General features: G+C 72.9%; 17 protein-coding genes and 1 tRNA gene. 6 read left to right on the top strand and 12 right to left on the bottom strand.

Going from position 1 to position 21,140, the window contains the following annotated elements:
• Positions 1-17: 17 nt before the first annotated feature.
• From OG580_RS30760 to fxsA, 3 genes are read right to left on the bottom strand one after another with little or no spacing between them, the layout of a single operon-like run.
• On the bottom strand, positions 18-1,271 hold the full coding sequence (locus OG580_RS30760) for an HEXXH motif-containing putative peptide modification protein (RefSeq protein ID WP_267046908.1): 1,254 nt from the start codon (positions 1,269-1,271) through the stop codon (positions 18-20).
• Entirely contained in the window at positions 1,268-2,521 is a 1,254-nt protein-coding gene (locus tag OG580_RS30755; RefSeq protein ID WP_267046907.1) for an FxsB family cyclophane-forming radical SAM/SPASM peptide maturase, read from the bottom strand. Before OG580_RS30755 ends, OG580_RS30760 begins: the two co-directional genes overlap by 4 nt.
• A gap of 2 nt (positions 2,522-2,523) precedes the next feature.
• Positions 2,524-2,781: an FxSxx-COOH cyclophane-containing RiPP peptide gene (fxsA, locus tag OG580_RS30750; protein ID WP_267046906.1), complete on the bottom strand. Its 258-nt coding sequence runs from the start codon at positions 2,779-2,781 to the stop codon at positions 2,524-2,526.
• A gap of 407 nt (positions 2,782-3,188) precedes the next feature.
• On the opposite strand from fxsA, the gene OG580_RS30745 reads away from it, so the two are divergent.
• Positions 3,189-4,787, top strand: a complete 1,599-nt coding sequence (locus OG580_RS30745; RefSeq protein ID WP_267046905.1) for a chloride channel protein — start codon at positions 3,189-3,191, stop codon at positions 4,785-4,787.
• Here OG580_RS30745 and OG580_RS30740 read toward each other — a convergent pair.
• Together OG580_RS30740 and OG580_RS30735 are read right to left on the bottom strand one after the other, a co-directional pair.
• Positions 4,748-5,179 carry a CU044_2847 family protein gene (locus tag OG580_RS30740; RefSeq protein WP_267046904.1) on the bottom strand — a complete coding sequence of 144 codons (432 nt, stop codon included), beginning with the start codon at positions 5,177-5,179 and terminating at the stop codon, positions 4,748-4,750. The two genes, OG580_RS30745 and OG580_RS30740, sit on opposite strands and share 40 nt — an antisense overlap.
• A 161-nt stretch (positions 5,180-5,340) precedes the next feature.
• The gene (locus OG580_RS30735; RefSeq protein ID WP_267046903.1) at positions 5,341-6,534 is read right to left on the bottom strand and encodes an FAD-dependent oxidoreductase; all 1,194 of its coding nucleotides are present in this window, start codon (positions 6,532-6,534) and stop codon (positions 5,341-5,343) included.
• Between the two features lie 298 nt (positions 6,535-6,832).
• On the opposite strand from OG580_RS30735, the gene OG580_RS30730 reads away from it, so the two are divergent.
• From OG580_RS30730 to OG580_RS30720, 3 genes are all read left to right on the top strand, one after another.
• The gene (locus OG580_RS30730) at positions 6,833-7,543 is read left to right on the top strand and encodes a response regulator transcription factor (protein WP_267046902.1); all 711 of its coding nucleotides are present in this window, start codon (positions 6,833-6,835) and stop codon (positions 7,541-7,543) included.
• On the top strand, positions 7,540-9,219 hold the full coding sequence (locus OG580_RS30725) for an ATP-binding protein (protein WP_267046901.1): 1,680 nt from the start codon (positions 7,540-7,542) through the stop codon (positions 9,217-9,219). Before OG580_RS30730 ends, OG580_RS30725 begins: the two co-directional genes overlap by 4 nt.
• 146 nt (positions 9,220-9,365) lie before the next feature.
• Complete coding sequence (locus OG580_RS30720) at positions 9,366-11,057, top strand: hypothetical protein (protein ID WP_267046900.1); 1,692 nt, start codon at positions 9,366-9,368, stop codon at positions 11,055-11,057.
• Positions 11,058-11,163: 106 nt separating this feature from the next.
• Here the strand turns inward: OG580_RS30720 and OG580_RS30715 are convergent.
• Positions 11,164-11,237 (bottom strand) — tRNA-Pro (locus tag OG580_RS30715).
• Between the two features lie 578 nt (positions 11,238-11,815).
• On the opposite strand from OG580_RS30715, the gene OG580_RS30710 reads away from it, so the two are divergent.
• A complete protein-coding gene (locus OG580_RS30710; RefSeq protein WP_267046899.1) occupies positions 11,816-13,024 on the top strand; it encodes an acyl-CoA dehydrogenase family protein in 1,209 nt (402 codons plus the stop codon).
• Positions 13,025-13,106: 82 nt separating this feature from the next.
• On the opposite strand, the gene OG580_RS30705 is transcribed toward OG580_RS30710, so the two are convergent.
• The 5 genes from OG580_RS30705 to OG580_RS30685 are packed head-to-tail and all read right to left on the bottom strand — an operon-like array spanning position 13,107 to position 17,024.
• The gene (locus OG580_RS30705) at positions 13,107-13,679 is read right to left on the bottom strand and encodes a GAF domain-containing protein (protein WP_267046898.1); all 573 of its coding nucleotides are present in this window, start codon (positions 13,677-13,679) and stop codon (positions 13,107-13,109) included.
• The gene (locus OG580_RS30700; protein WP_267046897.1) at positions 13,676-14,299 is read right to left on the bottom strand and encodes an ATP/GTP-binding protein; all 624 of its coding nucleotides are present in this window, start codon (positions 14,297-14,299) and stop codon (positions 13,676-13,678) included. Before OG580_RS30700 ends, OG580_RS30705 begins: the two co-directional genes overlap by 4 nt.
• Entirely contained in the window at positions 14,277-14,648 is a 372-nt protein-coding gene (locus tag OG580_RS30695) for a DUF742 domain-containing protein (RefSeq protein ID WP_267046896.1), read from the bottom strand. Before OG580_RS30695 ends, OG580_RS30700 begins: the two co-directional genes overlap by 23 nt.
• A 2-nt stretch (positions 14,649-14,650) precedes the next feature.
• Positions 14,651-15,085, bottom strand: a complete 435-nt coding sequence (locus OG580_RS30690; RefSeq protein ID WP_267046895.1) for a roadblock/LC7 domain-containing protein — start codon at positions 15,083-15,085, stop codon at positions 14,651-14,653.
• A gap of 7 nt (positions 15,086-15,092) precedes the next feature.
• On the bottom strand, positions 15,093-17,024 hold the full coding sequence (locus tag OG580_RS30685) for a sensor histidine kinase KdpD (protein WP_267046894.1): 1,932 nt from the start codon (positions 17,022-17,024) through the stop codon (positions 15,093-15,095).
• A 773-nt stretch (positions 17,025-17,797) separates the two neighbouring features.
• Here OG580_RS30685 and OG580_RS30680 point away from each other — a divergent pair.
• On the top strand, positions 17,798-19,777 hold the full coding sequence (locus tag OG580_RS30680; protein WP_267046893.1) for a PQQ-binding-like beta-propeller repeat protein: 1,980 nt from the start codon (positions 17,798-17,800) through the stop codon (positions 19,775-19,777).
• Between the two features lie 179 nt (positions 19,778-19,956).
• Here OG580_RS30680 and OG580_RS30675 read toward each other — a convergent pair whose 3' ends face one another.
• On the bottom strand, positions 19,957-21,048 hold the full coding sequence (locus OG580_RS30675) for a glycerate kinase (RefSeq protein ID WP_267046892.1): 1,092 nt from the start codon (positions 21,046-21,048) through the stop codon (positions 19,957-19,959).
• Positions 21,049-21,140 lie beyond the last annotated feature (92 nt).

Here is a 21,140-nt window from a genome sequence, read left to right as displayed (position 1 = left end):
CCCGTGAAGCGGCCCCTTCACGGGAGCGGGCACCGGTCTCCCTCCGCCCAGGAGGCGAGCACGGCCCGCAGGGCCCCGAGCAGCCGTCGGCCGTCCTCCGTCGTCCAGTCGTCATGGGCGGTGAGGACGGCCAGGGCGGCCGCGGCGGTGCGCCGCCAGTGCTCGTACGGCCGCCGGGCGGCGGGGTTGCCGAGCCGCAGTTCGGTGCGCCAGAAACCCGCCGTGACGAGGAAGGCGGAGCCGCCGTGGAGCAGCGCGGCGGGAGGCCGGGGGCGGTCGCTCCAGGGGGCGTCGGCCCGGGCTCCGGGCGGGGAGTCGAGCAGTTCGACGAGGTCCATGGCGGCGTAGAGCAGGGAGTGCTGGGTCTCGTGGACGAGGTCCGCGGCGAGTTCGACCGGGTCGTCGACCGGGGAGAGTACGACCAGTCCGGCCGCGTCGCCGAACGAGGCGCTGCGCCAGCCGGTTCCGTCCTCCCCCGTGAGCGGCACGAGCACGCGCAGCACCTCCGCGACCGTCTCCGCCCGCCCTGGATGACGATCCGTCAACACCCGCCAGGCTGCGCCCAGTCGACGAGCCCAGTCCGCGTGCTCGGCAGGCGACAGGAGGCGGGGAGGCAGGGCCGGGGGGCCGCCGAGCCGCAACGGGTCGAGGCTGTCGAGCCGTACGGTGGCCCGCTCACCGAGCCGTATCCGCGGTAAGGGGAACCAGCCCCCTCCACCACCGACGCCGTGGATCGCCACGGGCCGCTCCCCACCGTCCCGTACGACCGCGGCGCCGTTCCGGTCGCGCAGGACGGTGGCGGTGGGGGGACCGGGCTCCGGGAAGAGGACGGCGCCGAGTCCGGGCAGGACCAGCGCCGTACCGTCCGCGACCGGCACCCCGACCCGGAAGCGGATCCCGGCGCGGAGGGCCGCCGCGGCGGCGAACCGGGCGAGCCCTGCGGCGGGTTCGCCGTCGGCGTCGTGCACGGTTCCGCCCTCGGGAGTACGGGGGCGGGCGTGGCGCCCGAGCCAGGCGCCGGCCTCCGGGCCGCCGAGCACGTCGGCGAAGACCTCCGGCCGGGCGCGGCGGACCTCGGCGAGCAGGGCCACGGCCGCCGCCCATCGCGGATCGGACCGGTACCGCCGGTGGGCGACGCGGAGCAGCAGGAGGTTGCGGTTGCGGCGGGCCGTGCGCAGGGCGGCGAGGACCACCGGACCGGGGACACCGGCCGCCAGGGGCCTCCAGAGGTCCTGCGGGGAGACGAGCGGGGACGGAGGGCGGACGCTCACCCGCCGTGCCCCGCACCCCGGTCGCCGGGGGTACGGACGGCCCCCTCACCCCGGTCGCCGGGGGTACGGACGGCCGCCGCCCCCGACCCCCCGGCGGCCGGGACGTCGGCGGCGACGGCCTTCGCCACGTGCCCGATGAAGCGGACGAGGTCGGGGCAGTACACGGACGGGTTGTCGTGGCCCGCACCGCCGGATCCCTCGCGGTAGCGGTGCGGATAGTGCCCGCCGCCGCACACGGCGACCAGCGGGCAGGCCCGGCAGCCCGCGCAGAGGCCCGCCCGGCCGGCCTGGCGGGCCGCGACGCCCGGGTGGCGGAGCAGCGCGTCGAACGGGTCGCGGTGCACGCTGAGCCCCGTCCGGTCGGCCCCGTCGTACGTCGTCTTGAGGTGGTCGGAGAGGGTCAGCGAGCCGTCGGTGTCGATCACGGCGAGCCGGCTCGGGGCCCCGCCGATCGCCTCGCTGCCGGAGTCGCCGCCGAGGAGCAGATCGATCACGGAGTCGAAGAGGGTGACGCGCGGCGCCCGGCCGGCGCTTGCGTACCAGCGGTCGAAGACGGGGACGAGCCAGTCGGCGTACGGGGTGCGGGTGGGATCGGGGACGCGGCCGGGCGGGGGGACGGTCCAGTTTCCGAGCGGCAGGATGAGGGTGAGGGCGGGCGGATCGTACGAGAGCAGGTGCTCGTACGTGGCGAGCGGGTCGGTCGACGGGTCGACCGTGGTGAGCAGGCCGGCCCAGAGCGGACGGTGTTCGGGGCGGGCGAGGAGTCGCAGCGCACCGGCCACCCGGGCGTGGCTGCCGCGGCCGGCCGGGTCGCGGCGGTGCCGGTCGTGGACGGCCGGCGGGCCGTCGAGACTGACCCCGATCCGGATGCCCTCGGTGCGGCAGAGCCTCAGGAGCGGCTCGTCGAGGAGGGTCCCGTTGGTCTGGAGAGCCACCTCGGCACGGGTGGCGGCGGGCAGCGCGGTCCGTAGTCCGCGGACGAAGCGGGCGAGGAACTCCCCGCCCGCGAGGAGGGGTTCGCCGCCGTGCAGGATGACCCGCACGGAGGGGAGGGCGTGCCCGCGGGCGTGCTCGGCGATCCGCCGGACGATACGCCCGGCCGTCGCCGGGGCCATGCCGACCGGCTGGGAGCGCCAGCCCCGGTCCGCGCTCTCGTACACGTAGCAGTAGTGGCAGGCGAGGTTGCAGCGGCTGTGCACCTTGACCAGGAACTCCCGGAACGGGAGCGGCGGTCGGGGGTGCTCGGGCACGGTCACACCGGCGGGTCGTCGGTGGGTACGGCGGACGAGTCGTAGGCGGCGAGCGGCGCCTCCTCGGCGGTCAGCCGGTCGAGGACGCGCCGGGCGGCGCGGGCGAGCACGGGATTCGGCGCGTCGAGAAGCTCCTCCAGCGAAAGCCCGGCGAGGTCGGGGAGCGCCGCGAGGTCAGGGATCGCCGCACGGTCAGGCAGCGCCGCGAGATCGGGGAGGCCTTCGAGATCCGGGAGGCCGTCGAGATCGGGCAGGCTCACGAGGCCCGCCGGGTCCGTCGCTCCCGATGCCCTCGCGGGCAGTACGACGTCCGGACCTCGCTCGAGTGGACCGGCCCTCATGCGCTCCCCCTGTCGCGCTCGTGTCCCACAGCCCGTCCGCCTCCGGCGTCGCCGGGCGTCGCCGCGCCGCGTCGGGCGCGGAGCCGTGCGGGCTCCTCCCCGTGTCATGGCCAATCATCGGCCCGGCCAAACAGTTGGCCGACCGTCGACGGCGTGATCGAGGTGGCCGGGCGGTCGATCGAAGCGGCGAGGCGATGGAGCGCTCCGGCCCTCCCCTGGGCCACAATGCTAGGCGACACCGTTCGAACAGCCCGGGGGATCCGATGAGTTGGAAGAGAAGGACCACAGGCCCTCGCTCCACCGTCGGGCGTCCTCTGCCACGGTCCGTGGCCCGGCTGTTCCCCTCTCCGGAGGCCTCGACGGACCCGCTGTCCCGCTGGATCGCGCCGGCCCTGCTGATCGGCGTGGTGGCGGGACTGGGTGCGGTGGCCCTGTTCGGACTCCTCCACCTGTGCACCGTGTTCCTCCTTGAGGACATCGCCGGATTCCGTCCGTATCTGACCTCCGCCGAGGGCGGACCTCGCGACCTGGTCCCGTCCGAACGCCCCTGGGCCGTCCCGCTGGTGGCCGCCGGAGGCGCGCTGCTCGCCACGGCGTTCGCCGTCTGGCTGGCCCCCGAGGCACGCGGGCACGGCACGGACGCGGCGATCGCCGCCGCACACCACGACCCTGCGGGGATGCGCGGCCGGGTGACGGTGGTGAAGCTCGTCGCGTCGGCGCTGACCATCGGCTCCGGCGGATCGGGGGGTACGGAGGGGCCCGCCGCGCAGATCTCGGCGGCGTTCGGCTCGGTGATCGCGCGCCGTACCGGCATGTCACGCCGACAGGCCCGTACCGCGCTGGTGATCGGACTCGCCGCGGGCGTCGGCGCGATCTTCCAGGCGCCGCTGGGCGGGGCGCTGCTCGGCGCGGAGCTTCTGTACCGCAGGGACATGGACGCGCGGGTGCTTCCGAAGGCGCTCGTGGCGGCCTGCGCGGGGTGGCTGGTCTTCGGCGCGTTCTACGGCTTCGCGCCCGTCCTCGGACGGCACGGGGCGGACGGACCGGGCTTCGGGGTGGGCGACTTCGTCCTGATCGCCGTGACCGGGCTGCTGTGCGGCCTGGCCGGACGGCTCTACACGGGCACCTTCTACGCCGTGCACCTGCGCGCCGAGGCCCGTGTGCGGTCCGTACCGGCCAGGATCGCCGCGCCGGTGGCCGCCGCCCTGCTCGTGGGCGTCCTCGGGCTGCTCGTGCCGGGGGTGCTGGGCACGGGGTACGGCCTGATGGAGGCGCTCACCGACCGCGAGCTCGTCGCGGGACTTCCCGTCCTGCTGCTGCTCGCCATCCCGCTCGCGAAGATCGCGGGCACGGCCCTGACCGTCGGCTCCGGCGGCTCGGGCGGCATCTTCGGACCGTGCATGGTCGTGGGCGCGGGAACGGGCGCACTCGCCTGGCGCCTGGGCGAGGCGCTGCACCTGCCGTCGGCGGGACCGCTCCCGTACGTGGTCGTGGGCATGGCAGCCTGCCTGGGCCCGGTGGCCAACGCCCCGCTCGGCGTGCTGGTCATGGCGACGGAAATGGTCGCGGACGCCTCGCTCCTGGGACCCGGCATGCTGGCGGTCCTGTGCGCGTCGGCGGTGACGGGCCGTACGACGCTCTACCGCAGCCAGCAGGAACGCCGCCCGCCGGAGACCCCCGAGCCCGAAGCGACACAGACCCCGAGCACACCCACACCGACACGGACTCCGAACACACCAACACCGGCACCGGCACCGGCACCCGCACCCGCACCCGCACCCGCACGAGACCTCATCCACAGGCCGACGGACGGCGCACCGCCCGAGGGTCCGGCAACGGGCCCGGCATCCGAACCTGTCACCGGACCCGCGGTCCCGCCGATGGCTCAGCCGTCGCCGGCCGCCCCGGCCTGCGCTTCCGACTGATCCCCGCTGTCACTCGCGACCGACGCGGCCTCGACCTCCTCGGCCCGTCGCCCCTGCTCGCCCCGCTCCCAGACCATCTTGACCTTGAGGTGCCCCTCGACCCCGGTCCGGGCGATCACCGCACCGGTCTCGACGTTGAACTTCACCCCGAACTCGAGCTCCACGGTCGACGGCGGCGCGGGCAGCGACACCATCCGCTCCAGCGTCCGCCCGGCCATCTCGCGGATCCGGTCGATCCCTTCCTCGAACCGCCCCGCCGCGACCTCCACCGCCCCGCTCCCCGACCGGTCACGGCTCCGGGCCCGCACGATCTCCGGGTCCTGGTCCTCGAAGGCCACGTACACCGCGGCTTCCCCACCGCCGAGTTCGAACCGCGCCAACTCCTCCGGCATGTCCCCTCCGCCCCTCCGGACCGGGCCGCGTTGCCCGGCGATTCAGCCTACGACGCAAGGCGCCGGGGCACATCGACGTGTGGACAGGACCGGTCGCGCGGACTGCTCCCCCCTGCTTCCGGGAACGATCGAGGGGCCGGCCCCAGGGCGGCCGCAGGGCATCAGCCCGCCGGCCGGTCCGGAAGCCGAAAGCCGTCGAACAGATCGTCCATTCCGCGCAGGGCCAGCCAGTCGGGGGTGGCGCGGACCACGAGGTCGCGGGCCGCCGCGGCCAGCGGGTGGCGGAGGGCACCCAGGCGGCCGACCCGGCGGGCGCGGACGCGCACGGCGTCGGTGCGGTCGCGCCGGGCGGCGGTGTACGCGACGAGGGCCGCCGGGATGCCGTCCGAGCCGTCACCGCCGTCCCCGGCAGGCAGCAGATGGGCGAGGACCACCGCGTCCTCGATGGCCTGGCAGCCGCCCTGGCCGAGGTTCGGGGCCATGGCGTGGGCGGCGTCACCGAGCCACGCGATCCGGCCGTGGTCCAGGCGCGGGAGCGGGGCGGCCAGTTCGTGGAGGTCGTGCCGAAGGACATCGGCGGGGGCGAGGCGGTCGACGCGGTCCAGGAGGGCCGGAATCGGGTCGTGCCAGGAGCCGAAGCGACGGCGGAGTTCGGCACGGTGGTCGGCCGACCGTACGCCGGCCGGAACGACCGCGGTGGCGTAGAGGTAGAACCGGCCGTCGGAGAGCGGGGTCACGCCGAACCGCTCACCCCGTCCCCAGGTCTCGCTCATGGCCTGTATCCCCAGGTCCGGAGCGTCCACGAGGGCCCGCCAGGCGGTCTCGCCGATGTAGCGCAGGCCGGGATGGCCGGGGAAGTACGCGCGGCGCAGCGGGCTGTGGATGCCGTCGGCGGCGACGACCAGGTCGGCGGGAAGGTCCGGACCGGCTTCCGTACGCAGGACCGGGCGGCCCGCGGCGTCGTCGATGGCGGTCACGGCGGTGCCGTAGCGGAGGGCCTCCGTCGGCAGGGCGGAGGCCAGGGCGACGGCGAGGGCCGGGCGTGGGACGGCGATCGGGGGTGTCCCGTAGCGCGCCGCCAGTTCGGCGGTTCCGGTCCGGGTGAGCCACCGACCGTCCCGGCGACGCACACCCATCACGGCGGGTACGGCGCTGCCGGTGGCCTGGGTGACGTCGACGTCGATGGTGTGGAGTGCGCGCAGCGCGTTGGGGGCGAGACCGATGCCGGCACCGGTGACGGGGGGTTCCGGGGCGCGTTCGCAGACGGTGACGTGCCAGCCGTGGCGGTGCAGTGCCACCGCGGCCGTGAGGCCGCCTATCCCGGCTCCGACCACGACCACGCGACGTCTCGGCATGGAGCTCTCCCTTCGGTTCGGGCACTCGCTGCCGCCGGGGAGCCGCAGCTGGTCCACGCACACTCGCGCACCGCGCGACCGCCGCAGGCGCACGACGGTCATCGCCGACCGCTCCCATGCTCACGAGAGCCGGCATGCACCACGTCGAATTGTGGCAGCCGGCACGATCGGGACAGTGGGCCGCCTCCGCTACGAAGCACGTGCGACCGCTGAGCGAAACACCCCGCGGCTTTCGCTTTCGCCTCCTCCGGCAGGTAGTTTCGGCGGTCCATGCCAGGTCGCGTCTCAGGAGGTCTCGGTGTCGGCGCCCGACGAAGGTCCGGGGGCACGCGAGCAGGAACCGACCCGGCTGCGTGTGCTGATCGCGGACGACAGCTTCCTGATCCGGGAGGGTCTGAGCAGGCTCCTGGAGCTCAGTGACGCCGTCGAGGTCGTCGGCACCTGCGCCGACGAGCCCTCGACCGTCGCCGCCGTCGCCGCCGCCCCACCGGACGTACTGCTCTGCGACATCCGGATGCCGCCGTCGTTCACGGACGAGGGAGTACGCCTGGCCGACGGACTCCGGCGCTCCCACCCGGGCGTCGGAGTGATGCTGCTCAGCCAGGAGCGGCACGTCGATCTGGCGGCCCGGCTCCTGGAGTCGGGGGCGGCGGGCCGCGGCTACCTCCTCAAGGACCGGGTCCACGACCTCGACCTGCTCGTCTCCGCCGTCCGGTCGGTGGCCCGGGGCGAGTGCCACATCGACGCCGCACTCGTCGAGGACCTGGTCCGCCGGCGCCGCACCGAGGCCTCGGCCCTCGACAGCCTCACGCCGCGCCAGCGCCAACTGCTCGCGGACATCGCCGAGGGCAGGAGCAACGCCGCCATCGCCCGCGCCCGGTTCCTCTCCGTTCGGGCCGTCGAGAAGCACGTCAGCGAGATCTTCGGCCGGCTCGGCCTCACCGGTGACGCCGACATCAGCAGGCGGGTGCGGGCCACACTCCTGTACCTCGACGCGAACCGGCGATGACCGGCCTCCCCGGATCCGCGGCGGTGCTCGCGACGGTCGGCGTGGTGCTGACGCTCCTGGCCGCGGCAGTGCTGGGACGGCGCCCGCAGGACCGGAGGCTCGCCCGCCTGCTGGTCCTGCTGTGCGTGACGTACGCGGTGCGCGGGCTCGGCGCCTCGGACGTCCCGTGGGTCTTCGGCCTGGGCCGCGCCCTGGGGCAGCTCGCCGAGTTCGTCCTGGTCTGGGTGATGCTGAGCTTCCCCACCGGACGGCTTCGATCGCGGCGCGACCGCGTCATCGTGGCCATGAGCGCCTTCAGCGCCACGGTCCTGTGGCTGCCGACCGTCCTGTTCTCGGCCGCCGTGCCCCTGCCCGGCCCGCTCGTGCCGTGCGCCCCGGACTGCCCACGGAACGTGCTCCTCGTCGAGGACCTCCCACAGGTGGCCGACGGGTTCCTCACGGCCTTCCGCTGGCTCAGCGCCACGATCCTGCTGTCGGTCGCCCTCTCCCTCCTGGACCGGCTGGTCCGCTCCGGACCGGGCGCCCGCCGGACGCTGGCGCCGCTGCTCGTCGTGTCCATCCTGCGCACCCTGGCCGTCGCCGTGTTCGTCGTCACGAACGGCGCGGTGTTGTCGGGGGCGGCCCTGACCCTGCTGTTCTGGGCGGTGCCCCTCGCCATGCTCCTCGGCCTGCTGCTGGCCCGTCTCCACGCGGCGGGCGTACTCCTCCGACTGGTGTCGGGGCTCCAGCACCGACCGGACGCGGACGCGCTGCGACGGGTCATGGCCACGGCTCTGCGGGATCCCGGTCTCGACATCGTCTACTGGCTGCCGGACCGGTCCCGGTGGGCGGACTCCGCCGGGGTGCTCCACAGCACGGTGCCGGTGTCCCGCCCGGGGCAGGCGGTCACCCCCGTCGACGGGAGCGACGGGGAGCCGCTGGCCCGTGTCGTGCACGACGAGGTGCTCCTCGACCAGCCTGCGCTGCTGGCAGCCGTGACCCAGAGCGTCCGGATGGCGCTGGAGACCAACCGGGACGCGGCGGAACTCGCGCTCTCCGGAGCGCGGATCGCCGACGCCCGGGACAGCGCCCGCCGGGCGATCGAGCGCGATCTGCACGACGGCGCCCAGCAACGGCTCATCGCGCTGCGGATGAAGGTGAGCGTCCTCTCCCGGCTGCTGCCGCAGGACGCCCGGCGCGCCGCCCGGCTGGCCGAGGAGCTCGGCCCCGACGTGGACGCCGCCCTACGGGAGATCCGGGACGTCGCCCATGGCGCGGGCCCCCGGCTGCTGCACGGCGAGGGGCTGTCCGCCGCCCTCGCCGACGCGGTCGGGAGGTTCCCGGAGGCCGTGTCCCTGCGGATCGAGGGCGTCGGCCGGTATCCGGGTGCGGTGGAGAGCGCGGTGTACTTCACCTGCCTGGAAGCCGTACAGAACGCCGTCAAGCACGCGGGGCCGACGAGTACGGTCACCGTCGAGCTGACGGACGACGGGCGTCGCCTGTCGTTCTCCGTACGGGACGACGGCCCTGGCTTGTCACCCGCCGACTCGGCCGGGTCCGGCGGACCGCCCGGAGCGGGCCTGGCCAACATGCGCGCCCGCATGTCGGCCTGCGGTGGAGAGGTGAGCGTCGTCGGACGCCCCGGCGAGGGCACCGAGGTGCGCGGTCACCTTCCCCTGCGGCACGAGGACGCCTGACCCGGCGGACCGCACCCGGCTCCGTACCCCCGTTCCCTCTCCGCCGAAGACACCAGAAAACCGAACCCCCCTGGTACGGGCCACTGCCTTGGGCGGTTCACGGGCTTCGGCGAGGCTTCGGCCGACGACGAAGTCAGGAGACCTCCATGCGCAACCGCGTGCACAAGCGATGGCTCGTCCCGGTGGTGGCCGCGGCCCTCGCCGGAGCGATGGCCGCCGGGACGCCCACCGCCTCGGCGGGCGGCACCGCTCCCACGGCGGGCCACGGGCCGACGCAGGCCCCCACTGCCCCGTCCCTCGTCCAGGGCCCCGGCAGCGACTGCTTCTGGTACTACGGCGGGATCGGCGCCGATCCCCTGTTCAACATCGCCTATCCCGACGCCGGCGCCGTCTACTGGGCCGCCTACTACCGTCGGCCCGCGGGATCGAAGCTGACGCTGGAGGGCACGTACCCGCACGCGCGGTACTTCTCCTTCATCTCGTACGACCGCCTCGGCCAGCCCGTGGACGGCATCGCGGACTACCAGATCGCCCCGAACGAGGGCTCCGCCAACCCGTTCGCACCGGGCGCCCGGCGCAACACCCCCGCCACGAAGCGCGGCTACACCGTGTCGTTCGACCACACGGCCAACTACGACGCGGCCACCGGGAAGCCCGCGTTCACCATCCGCGACCCGCGCAACGACGAACCGCAGCGCAACGCCCTGCGCACCATCCCCACGGCCTCCCTCGGCCAGACGCCCCTGGGCGTCGAGACCGGTTCGGACGGTGTCCGGTACGAGACCGACCTCGTCCTCATGCGGGTGTACGTCCCGGACCGCGGCAAGGACCTCACCGGCGGTGTCGGACTGCCCCGGCCGACCCTGACCCTCGCCGACGGGAAGAAGCTCACCGGCCAGGCCGCCTGCGACGCGACGGACTCCGAATCGAAGGACCACGCGCGTCTCGACAAGGGCGCCACCCGTCTGCCCGAGCCGTCGTCGCTGACCCTGAGCGAGGCCACCTACAGCGCTCTGCGGTACCCCGACCGGATCCCCGACAGCGCCGACATGCTGCCGAACACACCGGGCGTCCAGGTCCAGGTCTTCCCGCCGACCGGCCCCAAGACCCCCGCGTCGTACGCGAGCCCGCCGCCCGGCGTGCTGTTCCAGACCAAGCGCGCGGTGGACCCCGCCTTCCCCGCCACCTACTCCCCCGGCGCCGGCCACGGCACCTCGCGGACGACCAGGTGGACGGCCCAGTACGACCGCTCGTACCTGCTGCAGACCTGGACCGGTGACGACACCGTCGGAGCGAATCCCACACCCGGCCGGACCGGCGGCGGGTTCTTCCCGAACATCCACAACAACTACGTGCGCACGGTCCTGAGCGGCAAGCTCGGCCAGGTGGCCGTCATCAAGGGCAAGCTGCCCACCGCCGTCTCCACCCGCGACCACGACCCCGTGATGGGCTCCGCCCAGGTGCGCTACGCCTCGTTCTGCGTGAACGAGTCCGTCTACACCACCCGCGTCATGGACTGCGCGTACGACGAGGAGGTGCCGGTCGACAAGAACGGCGACTACACCATCGTCGTCAGCCTGGACCAGGACCGGCCGCAGAACGCGCGCACGGCGTGCGGAGTCGCGTACCTCGCGCGGACGGCCCGGGGAGACGGCTACCAGGACCAGGACTTCGCCTGGTTCCAGATCCGGAACATGCTGCCCGACACCGGCTTCCACCAGGCGGTCCAGAACACGAAGGTCCCCGGGGACGAGGCCACGGCCATGGGCTCCCACCTGCCGAACGTCACCTACATGAGCACGGACCGGTTCGAGGCGAAGGGCTGCGCCCGCCGCTGAACGCGTAACGCTTCTCCTCGGGTTGGTCCCCCACCGGACCCCGAAAACGCGTCAGGGGCCGTTTCAGATTTCTCTGAAACGGCCCCTGACCTGCGACTTCGAAAAGTCGGGACGACAGGATTTGAACCTGCGACCCCTTGACCCCCAGTCAAGTGCGCTACCAAGCTGCGCCACGTCCCGATGCGCGTCTGACCTGGGGTTTCCCCTGGCTGAACGCGCATGAGAACGATACCGCACTTTCTCCGGTGGTCACGAACCCTTTGCGGCGCCCGGGCGTGGGGTGCACGCCGGGGGCGTGCCGGTCACTCTCCGTAACGCTTCCATGCGCCCCCCGGTGCGCTCGCACGCCCGTGGCGAGGGGTCCGGGAGCGGGGAGGGCGGGGGCGAGGCCCGAGTTCTCGGGGTGGGACGAGGTCGGGCGGATTCAGGAATTCCGGTTCTTTGTTGACGAAGGGGCTCATGTGGTGACGTCAGGGACCCCCTCGCCATATGCCGCGGAGTTCGTTGCCCTTGCCATGTGGCAGAAAGATGCCCACGGGGAAGGGACTCCGGATCGGAGCGTGTGGGTCAACACCACACGAAACACAGTCAGGTTCCATCGTCAACAGCTCCTGTTTCGGACAAAAGTCGTGGCGATATTGCTCCGTCCCGGAAAGATCAACACCATGAAGAGGTCGGCCTGTTCGGGACGGGACCACTGCCGATGCACCACCTGTTCGGTCGATCACCGAGCAGGCGTTTCGCAGGGGAGGACTCGAATGGACGGCTACTTCAGCAGTCGACTGCATCATCAGCTCAGGGAGACGGTCCGCGACTTCGCGGAGCGTGAGGTTCGGCCACGCATAGCCGAGATGGAGGCGTCCCGAACGGTCCACCACGAGCTCTCCCGGCTCATCGCGCGGCAGGGCTGGCTGGGTGCGACAATCAGCCAGGAATATGGCGGTATGGGCGCCGGTCATCTGGCCAAGACGATCATCATCGAGGAGCTCTCCCGGGTCAGCGGCGCGATGGGCGCCATGGTCCAGGCCTCGCAGCTCGGTACCGCCAAGATCGTTCACTTCGGCAGCGACGAACAGCGCAAGACCTGGCTTCCGGCCGTGGCCGCCGGCGAGTGCCTGCCGACCATCGCGGTCACCGAGCCCGAGTCCGGCGGTCACGTCCTCGGGATGAGCGCCAGCGCGGTCCGGGACGGCGACGACTACATCCTCAACGGCAGCAAGGTCTTCGTCGGCAACAGCCACGTGGGCGATCTGCACGGCGTCGTGGTCAGAACCGGTCCCGGATCGAAGGGGCTCACCGCCTTCCTGGTCGAATCCGATCGCCCCGGTTTCAGGACCGGTCCGCAGCAGCCCGCCATGGGACTCCACGGCTTCAGCTTCGGCGAGCTGATCTTCGAGAACTGCCGCGTGCCGGCCTCCCATCGCCTCGGCGACGAGGGCGACGGCCTCGCCGTGGCGTACTCCTCCAGCGTCCTGTACGGGCGGGCCAACCTCACCGCCGTCTCCCTCGGCATCCACCAGGCGATCCTGGAGGAGACCACCCGGTTCGCCTCCGAGCGCATCCGCTACGGCAAGCCGCTCCACGACCTCCCCACGGTCAAGCTGAAGCTGGGCCAGATGCAGTCCCGGCTGATGACGGCCCGGCTGGCCGCGTACCACTCCGTGCACCTGCTCGACCAGGGCATGTCCTGCGACGCCGAGCTGATGAACGCGAAGCTCGTCAACGTCGAGTCGGCGATCGACTCCGGCCGCAACGCCATGGAGATCCACGCCGCCTCCGGCCTCTTCACGGACCGGGCCATCGAGCGGTACCTCCGGGACGCGCACCACATCTTCGCCCCGGCCGGCACCTCCGACATCCAGCTCCTGCGGCTGGCCGAGGTGGCCCTCGGCCAGGACAAGGGCAGCTGGTCGGAGCGGCTCTCCGAGCTGGTCCGCACCCAGGAGCTCGAACCGACACCGGCCTGACCGATCGGGGAACGCGGACGGGGCCCTGCTACGGCGACACACGCCGTACCAGGGCCCCGTCCGCGTTCCCCGCGGTGGCGGGTCAGAACATGCCGTCCTCACGGCGGTGGATCTGTTCCACCAGCTCCGCCGCCATCGCCTTGATCGTCTCCAGACCGGCACGGCCCCACGGCCGGACGTCGGTGTCGACCACGCAGATCGTGCCCAGCGCGACGCCGGAACGGTCGATCAGCGGCGCCCCCATGTAGGAGCGGATCCCGATCTCGTCCACGACCGGGTTCCCCGCGAAGCGCGGGTAGTCGCAGACGTCCTCCAGGACGAGCGCCTTGCGCCGCACCACCACGTGCGGGCAGTAGCCGTGGTCACGGGCCATGTAGCGGCCGACGCCACCGGTGTTCGCCGCGGCCGCGCCCAGGTCGCTGCCCGAGTGGGTGCCCTCCGGGGTGTGCAGCCCGGCGAAGAACTGCCGGTTCTCGTCGATGAAGTTGACCATCGAGAACGGCGCCCCGGTCACGTCCGCGAGCCGGTGGGCGAACTCGTCGAACGCCGGCTCCGGTCGCTCCCCCAGGCCGAGTTCGCGGAGCCGCTGCACGCGCGCGGGCGCGTCCTTGTCGATGGGGGTCAGCAGGAGATGACCGGTCGGGTCATAGGTCATGACGTGGCTCCGAAGCTCGGCACGGCGGCCGGGATGGTGGTGAGCAGATGCTGTACGAGGGTCAGCAGGGTGCGGATGCCGGAGCTGGAGATCCGGGCGTCGCACGCGACGACCGGCACCTCCGGCCTGAGGTCGAGGGCGGCCCGTACCTCGTCCGGCTCGTAGCGGTAGGCGCCGTCGAACTCGTTGACCGCCACGACGAACCGGATGCCCCGCCGCTCGAAGAAGTCGACGGCGGAGAAGCACTCCTGGAGCCTGCGGGTGTCGGCGAGGACGACCGCCCCGAGCGCGCCTTCGGAGAGCTCGTCCCACATGAACCAGAAGCGCTCCTGGCCGGGAGTGCCGAACAGGTACAGCACATGGCGGTCGTCGAGCGTCATCCGGCCGAAGTCCATGGCCACGGTGGTCGTGGTCTTGGACTCCACGCCCTCCAGACTGTCGGTGCCCACGCTGACCGAGGTCAACAGCTCCTCGGTGCTCAGCGGTTCGATCTCGCTGACCGCGCCCACGAAGGTCGTCTTGCCCACGCCGAATCCGCCCGCCACCAGGATCTTGAGCGCGGTGGGGAAGGGGTCGGTCGCGAAACTCTCGTGGCGCTCAGAGCCGTTGTCGTAGGCCATCGAGCACTGCCTCCAGCAAGGAACGGTCGGTTGGGTTGGCTTGGAACCGGGGGGCCCGGGCGGTGAGCGCCCCGCAGTCCACGAGGTCGGAGAGCAGGACCTTGGTGACGACGGCCGGAAGCCGTAAGTGCGCGGCGATCTCGGCCACCGAGGTGGGCCCGCCGCACAGCCCGAGGGCCAGGCTGTGCTCGGGTCCCATGTGCGCCTGCGGGGACGATCCGGTCGCCATCACCATGGAGAGCAGGTCCAGCGTGGTGCTGGGCTTGGTCCGGCCGCCGCTCACGGTGTACGGCCGGATCAGCCGGCCCGCCGCGTCGTCGAGCCAGGGCCCTTCCTGATGGGACGTCACGTTCACTGCCCGATGCCACCTGCCGCGCCGGCCGCCTGCCGGGCCGGGGTGACGAGGTACGGCCGGACGCTCTTGACGAGCATCGCCATCTCGTAGCCGAGCACGGCGGCGTCCGCCTCGCGCCCTGCGAGGACGGCCAGGCAGGTACCCGAACCCGCGGTGGAGACGAACAGGAGCGTGGAGTCGAGCTCCACGACCACCTGACGGACCTCGCCGCCGTCGCCGAACCGGGCGCCCGCGCTCCGGCCGAGCGAGTACAGGCCGGAGGCAAGGGCCGCCATGTGGTCGGCGGCGTCGGGGTCGAGGCCGTGGACGGATTTCACGAGGCCGTCGGAGGAGAGCAGAACGGCGTTGCGGGTGTAGGGGACCCGCTGGACCAGTCCGCTCAGCAGCCAGTCGAGATCCGAGGAATGGCCGATCGGCGCATTGCTCGCCATGGTGCATCTACTCCTTGTGCGCGTCGCCTGGACGCAGCGGTTCGTGGGGGGCGGGCTGGGACTCGGCGAGGCCGATTCCACGCTGGAACGCGGCCATCAGGCCGGGATCGTGCAGGGCGTGCTCCTCGGGCTTGCGGGCCACGGGCTCGTCGCGCAGCTGCGGTACGAGGTGTTCCTGGGCGCGCCGCTTGGGGAGGAGGGGCCGGCCGGGGGCCTCGGCACGGGGGGCCGGGGGCGCCGGGGGCAGCAGCGGGGCCGTGTGCTCGGAGCCGGCCGACTGGGCCGGTATCGAGGGGGTGGAACCGGCGTCCGCGTGGCCGTCGAGGTGGCCGTTCAGCTGCGTGTTCGTACGGGGGTACGCGAGCGGGTCCTGCGCCGGGGCCTCCTCGTGGCGGGCGGAGACCCGCTGCGGGAAGGGCTCGGGCGCCGACGCGGCCATGGACGCGGGGGCCATGGGCTCGGAGGCCAGGGACGAGGAGGCCATGGGCTCGAAAGCCGGGGCCTCGAAGGCCGGGGACGCGGAGGCCTGGGCGTGGAGCGGGGCCTGGGCCTGTGCGTGGACCGGCGCCTGGACCGGAGCCTGCGGCTGCGGCTGCGGCTGCGGCTGCGGCTGGATCTGCACCTGGGTCTGCGGGACCGCCGGGGAGCCAACGGCCGCGGCGGCCTGCCGCTCGTGCTGTGCCAGCCCCTCGGGGTCGGCGCCGAGGAGGCCCTGCGGCAGCACGAGGACGGCCTGGACGCCGCCGTAGATGTTCGACTGGAGCCGTACCGCGATGCCGTGCCGGCGGGCGAGCGCCGAGACGACGAACAGGCCGATGCGGCCGTCCTGGAGCAGATGCGCGACGTTGACCTGGTCGGGATCGGAGAGCAGGGCGTTCATCTTGTTCTGCTCGGTGACGGGCATGCCCAGGCCGCGGTCCTCGACCTCGATCGCGAGGCCGGCCGTGACGTACTGGGCGCGCAGCAGCACCGTGGTGTGCGGGGCGGAGAACAGTGTCGCGTTCTCGACGAGTTCGGCGAGGAGGTGGATGACGTCGGCCACGGCATGGCCCCGGAGCGTACCGTCGATCGGCGGTACGAGTTTCACGCGCGGGTACTGCTCGACCTCGGCGATCGAGGAGCGCAGGACCTCGGTCATGGTCACCGGGTTGGACCACTGGCGGCGGGAGATCGCGCCGCCGAGCACCGCGAGGTTCTCGGCGTGGCGGCGGATGCGGGTGGCCAGGTGGTCGACGTGGAACAGGCCCTTGAGCAGCTCCGGGTCCTCGACCTCGTTCTCCAGCTCGTCGAGGAGCTGGATCTCGCGGTGGACGAGGGACTGCAGGCGTCGGGCGAGGTTGACGAAGACCTCGACCTTCTGTTCGTTGCCGACGCTGCTGGAGAGTCGGGACGCCTGGACGACGGCCGCGACGGCGGCCTCGTGCGAGCGGTTCAACTCCTGTGACAGAAGGTCGAATTCGTCACCCGTCGCGGGGCCCGAAGGCATCGCGGGGCGGGGCGGGAGCCCCTCTCCCCTGCGCAACTGTTCGACGATCGTACGGAGTTCGCTCTGGCCGCGGGCGCTGGAGCGCCGCAGGGCGTTACAGCGGTCGAGGACCGCCTTGGCCGCCCGGTCGGCGCCGAGCGCGGCGGCGGTGACGGAGGCGACCGTGAGGGCGGCCGCGCCGGTCAGCGCGGCCCAGAGGCCGGGCGTCGGGGTGGCTCCCGTGGAGCGGATGGTGAAGAGGACGGCCGCCGCGCCGCCCAGTGCCACCGCGACGGCGGGGAGCACGGAGGTGCGCAGGAGTTGGGGGCGTATGCGGGCTTCCGTCGAATGCGGCGCGGGGGGCTGCGCCGGAGGGGTGCTACTGGTGCCGGGGGCGGAGCGGGCGCCCGACCGGCCGTGGCGCCCGCCCTCGCGTCGATCGGACCGCGAGGCGGGTGCGCGAAGTTGAGACATGAGTGTCCTTGGTACGTGCCCAGGAATCGGCGTACTGCGGGGTACAGGGGGGGCGGACTACGGGGTACTTGCGGGGTGCTTCAGCTGCTGTTTCAGGGGGAGTGTTGCGAGCGTGCGGAGAGCCTACCGATGATCACCAACCACACACTGTAGTCGTCAACCGTTCATGTGCGGTGCGCAGTTGGCAAACTTACCCGTAGAGCGGCCCGGTCTGGTATCGCCCCTCGCGCAACAGGCCGAGAACCATCTGGCCGAAAATGAACGGACTGACCCTGACGGCACGCCGGCGACCGGGAACGGAAGCGTGCGGAGGCGCTCGTACACCTCCGCCCTCTGCGGAAACACTCCCTGACCGGAATCCACCGGCGGATCCGCGAACCAGCCGACCCGCACCCCCGCCACGGCGTGCGTGCGACCTCCGGAGCACCGCGGCCGGCATCCGACCCGGACTCCACGGAAGCCGGCCCGGCACCCGGACCGACGCTCACTCCGCGCACGCGCCCACCCTGCCCGTGACCCTCGGTAAGAGCGGAACCTCCTCGACCACCGACGGAAACCGGCCGACGCGCCCCGGCGAATCGATGGCCGCACCCGTTCCGGTCGTCATCCGAGCGCGACCGGCTGGGGATTCCGGCCCGCACCGACTTTATTCGGTCATTGACAGAACTTACTCGGCCTCCTACGTTGACCGGCAGCGATCACGCCGTCGACCACGACCGGCGCGCCTCCCCGCGACGGTCCGACATCAGCAGACCCGACACCAGGTGGTATTCATGACCCCTTCGTCCCCGATCGATCGTCGCCGCGTCCTGCAATGGGGAGCGCTCGGCGGCCTCGCTGTGGCGTTCGCCCCCGGCACGGCGGCCGCGGGCACGCCCCGTGCCCGGATCACCGACCTCGGCCCGGCGGTGAACAACTTCTCACTGGCCGCCGGCATCCCCGTCGGCGATCGGGTGTACGTCGCCTCGCGCAACATCGACCCCATGCGCATCGTGGGCTACGACCTCACCACGCAGAAGGTCACGAGCATCACGCCAGGGCCCGGGATCAGCACCCAGCTGCTGGCCGCCGACCCCGACGGCCGCTTCCTCTACTCGGCGATCGACGAACGCGGAGGTGCCGAGCCCGGGTTCATCCGGCTCGACCTGTCGCAGCCGGAGGCCCCGAAGGAGGACCTCGCGTCGCTGGGCGGCCTGAAGCCCTATGCGATCGCGATGGCGCCCGACGGTGTGCTGTTCTTCGGTGGTCAGGAGACCGCTCCACGGCTCCGGATGTACGACCCGGCGTCCGGCACTCTGACGGAGATCACCGGACCGGATCCCCACGTGCCGATGATCCGCTGCCTGGTGGCGACCGAACACCACGTCTACATCGGCACCGGCGCGTCCCTCGGAGCGACTCCGACGAGCACCCGAGCGGGACTGTTCGTCATGGATCGCGCCACCGGCGCGTACACCTCCCTGCTGCCCCCCGAGTTCGCCGACGCCGTCGAGGTGCGCGACATCGCCCTCAAGGGCGACACGCTCTACGCCTGCGCCACCCCCGCGGACGGGGCCACGGTCGCGATCATCGACCTCGCCGACCCGAGCCGGTACCGACTGCTGCGTCACGGCGGCAAGTTCCTGCGCCTGCCGGTCTTCGTGGGCGAGGACAAGGTGTACTTCAACGGCGGCACGCTGGTCGAGCTCACGCCGAGCACCGGGGTCTTCCGTGAGGTCGAGCTCCAGGAAGGCGAGTTCGGCGAGATCTGGGGGCTGTGGGCACGGGACGGGTCGGTGATGGCCGTCTCGGCGTTCGGCCTCGTCTACCAGGTCGACCCCGCCACCGGGCGGACCACGACCTACGACCTGGTGGCCGGAGGCGCTCCGGCCGACCCCCAACTGGCGATGTCGGTCGCGGCCGGAGCCGACGGCGTCTACGTGGGCGGCACCAACGCGGTGATGCGCCATGACCTCCGCGACGGCACGAAGACCCGGATCCTCGCACCGAGCGAGGCCAAGGACATCCTCATCCACGAGCGCGTGGCCTATTTCGCGCAGTACAACGGCATCGGCATCCTCGCCCACGACCCGCGGGTCGACGGCGAATGGACCCGCAAGCCGGCCCTCCTGCCGCCCGGCCAGAACCGGCCGCACCAGATCGTCTGGGACGACAGGAACCAGGTGGCGCTGATCGGCCTCCAGTCCGACACCCTCGGCGGCGGCTCGCTGATGACGTTCGACCCGAGGACCTCCGAGACGACGGTCGCCGTCAACCCGATCGACACGACCCAGATGGTGCGGACCGTCGCGGCACACGACGGCATCGCCTACCTCGGCGGGCAGAACGTCGGCAACAGCGGCGGGACCGTGGTGGCGTGGGACCCGTCGTCCCACCGCGAGCTGTGGCGGATGACTCCGCAGACCAAGCCGACCGGCGTCACCGGCCTTGCCGTACTGGGCCGCCATCTGTACGTCATGTGCCACCGGGGCGGCTTCTTCGTGGTCGACCTGACGACGCGGCAGGTGATCCACACCGCGAACCACGGGCCGGTGGTGCCCAACTACGGCACGCTCCTGGTGAACCGCGGGCAGGTGTTCTGCACTTCCGGCAAGGCCTTCTTCCGGTTCGACCCGCGAACCTTCGAGCGCACCGACCTGGCCACCCTGAACGGCGAGTGGTACGGCATCCCGCGCGCGGCGGTCGACGAGCGAGGCCGGTTCTACGCGATCCGCGGCCGCAACCTGATCCGCATCGAGCTCGAAGACCGCTGACCCGCGTCTCAGCGCTCCGCGCGGCGAGCACCACGCTGCGCAGGTCCTCGAAGCCCAGATCCTCGAAGCGCAGATCCTCGAAGCGCGTCCTCCGGCGCCTGTCGCGACAGGTGCCGGAGGACGCGCCGTCGGCCCGCGAGCCACAGGCCGATCACCCGGACAAGGCCGCGTGGCAGCCACTAGAACGCCTCCGCCGCGAGGGTCGCTCCGGCTCGCCGGAGCCAGTGCGGGGCGTGCGCGCGGGCCGAGGCGTCGTCGCCCGCGAGTGCGGTCAGGGAGAGCAACGTGTGGGCCCTGTCGTCGGCCGCGGCCACCCGCCCTGCCACCACCGCGGCGGACGTGCCCGCCCTGTGGGCCCGGTGCAACGACTCGCCGACCGCCTTGCCGAGGGCGCTGGTCCGGTCGAAGCACCCCTCACCGGTGATCAGCAGGTCGGCGGCGTCGAGTTCGCGGTCGAGGGCGAGCAGGTCGGCGATGGCTGCCGACCCGGGCACGACCTGGGCGTCCCAGGCGGCCGCGAGGCCGTAGGCCGTGCCGCCGGCCGCCCCGGCGCCGGGGGCTTCGGGGTCCCCGCCGAGCAGTGCGGCCAGGCGGGCGAGCCCGCGGTCCAGGTGGGCGACCTCCCCCGGTCCCGCGCCCTTCTGCGGGCCGTAGACGGCCGCCGCGCCCTCCGGCCCCCGCAGGGGGTTCGTCACGTCGCTCAGCAGGAGAACTCCACCGGGCGGCGGCGGGCGAAGCGCCGTGAGGTCGGCCGTGACGGCCTGGACGAGGGCGCCGCCGCCGTCCGGGAGGAGACGGCCGTCGGCGTCGAGCAGCCTCAGGCCCAGCGCACTCAGGAGTCCGGCGCCGCCGTCGGTGGAGGCGGAGCCTCCCAGGGCCACCACGAGGCGCCGGGCGCCGTCGTCCAGGGCACGCGCGATCGTCTCACCGGTGCCGCGTGTGGTGGCCGTGAGCGGGGCGCTTCGGCCTTCCAGCAGCGGAAGGCCGCTGGCGACGGCGAGTTCGACCAGTGCCGTGCCGTCGGGGAGCATCGCGTACGCCCCGTCGACGCCACGCCCGTCGGGGCCGGCGCACCCCGGGACCGCGCGCACTTCCGCGCCGGGTGTGGCCGACGCGACGGCTTCGAGGGTGCCCTCGCCGCCGTCCGCCATGGGCAGCAGAACCAGGTCGTCGTGCGGCCGGACGGAGCGCCAGCCGTCGGCCAGGGCGCGCGCCGCCTGCGCCGCCGTCGCGGTCCCCTTGAAGGAATCGGGGGCTATGAGGATCTTCATGGGCCCCCCACATGGGCCAGGTGGGCCAAGGCAGCCCGGTGCGCGTCGGGCCCCTCGACGGTGAGGAAGCCGCCGCGGCACAGGCTGCTGAG

The sequence above is a fragment of the Streptomyces sp. NBC_00094 genome (assembly GCF_026343125.1).
GTDB lineage: Bacteria > Actinomycetota > Actinomycetes > Streptomycetales > Streptomycetaceae > Streptomyces.
This window is presented reverse-complemented; position numbering and strand designations above follow the sequence as displayed.

What these genes read in the sequence shown, in the direction of transcription:
- OG580_RS30680 (WP_267046893.1), top strand. Translation starts at nt 17,798, where the DNA reads ATGACCCCTTCGTCCCCGATCGATCGTCGCCGCGTCCTGCAATGGGGA.
- OG580_RS30740 (WP_267046904.1), bottom strand. Translation starts at nt 5,179, where the DNA reads ATGCCGGAGGAGTTGGCGCGGTTCGAACTCGGCGGTGGGGAAGCCGCG.
- OG580_RS30710 (WP_267046899.1), top strand. Translation starts at nt 11,816, where the DNA reads ATGGACGGCTACTTCAGCAGTCGACTGCATCATCAGCTCAGGGAGACG.
- OG580_RS30700 (WP_267046897.1), bottom strand. Translation starts at nt 14,299, where the DNA reads ATGGCCTACGACAACGGCTCTGAGCGCCACGAGAGTTTCGCGACCGAC.
- OG580_RS30720 (WP_267046900.1), top strand. Translation starts at nt 9,366, where the DNA reads ATGCGCAACCGCGTGCACAAGCGATGGCTCGTCCCGGTGGTGGCCGCG.
- OG580_RS30675 (WP_267046892.1), bottom strand. Translation starts at nt 21,048, where the DNA reads ATGAAGATCCTCATAGCCCCCGATTCCTTCAAGGGGACCGCGACGGCG.
- OG580_RS30735 (WP_267046903.1), bottom strand. Translation starts at nt 6,534, where the DNA reads ATGCCGAGACGTCGCGTGGTCGTGGTCGGAGCCGGGATAGGCGGCCTC.
- OG580_RS30705 (WP_267046898.1), bottom strand. Translation starts at nt 13,679, where the DNA reads ATGACCTATGACCCGACCGGTCATCTCCTGCTGACCCCCATCGACAAG.
- OG580_RS30725 (WP_267046901.1), top strand. Translation starts at nt 7,540, where the DNA reads ATGACCGGCCTCCCCGGATCCGCGGCGGTGCTCGCGACGGTCGGCGTG.
- OG580_RS30685 (WP_267046894.1), bottom strand. Translation starts at nt 17,024, where the DNA reads ATGTCTCAACTTCGCGCACCCGCCTCGCGGTCCGATCGACGCGAGGGC.
- OG580_RS30690 (WP_267046895.1), bottom strand. Translation starts at nt 15,085, where the DNA reads ATGGCGAGCAATGCGCCGATCGGCCATTCCTCGGATCTCGACTGGCTG.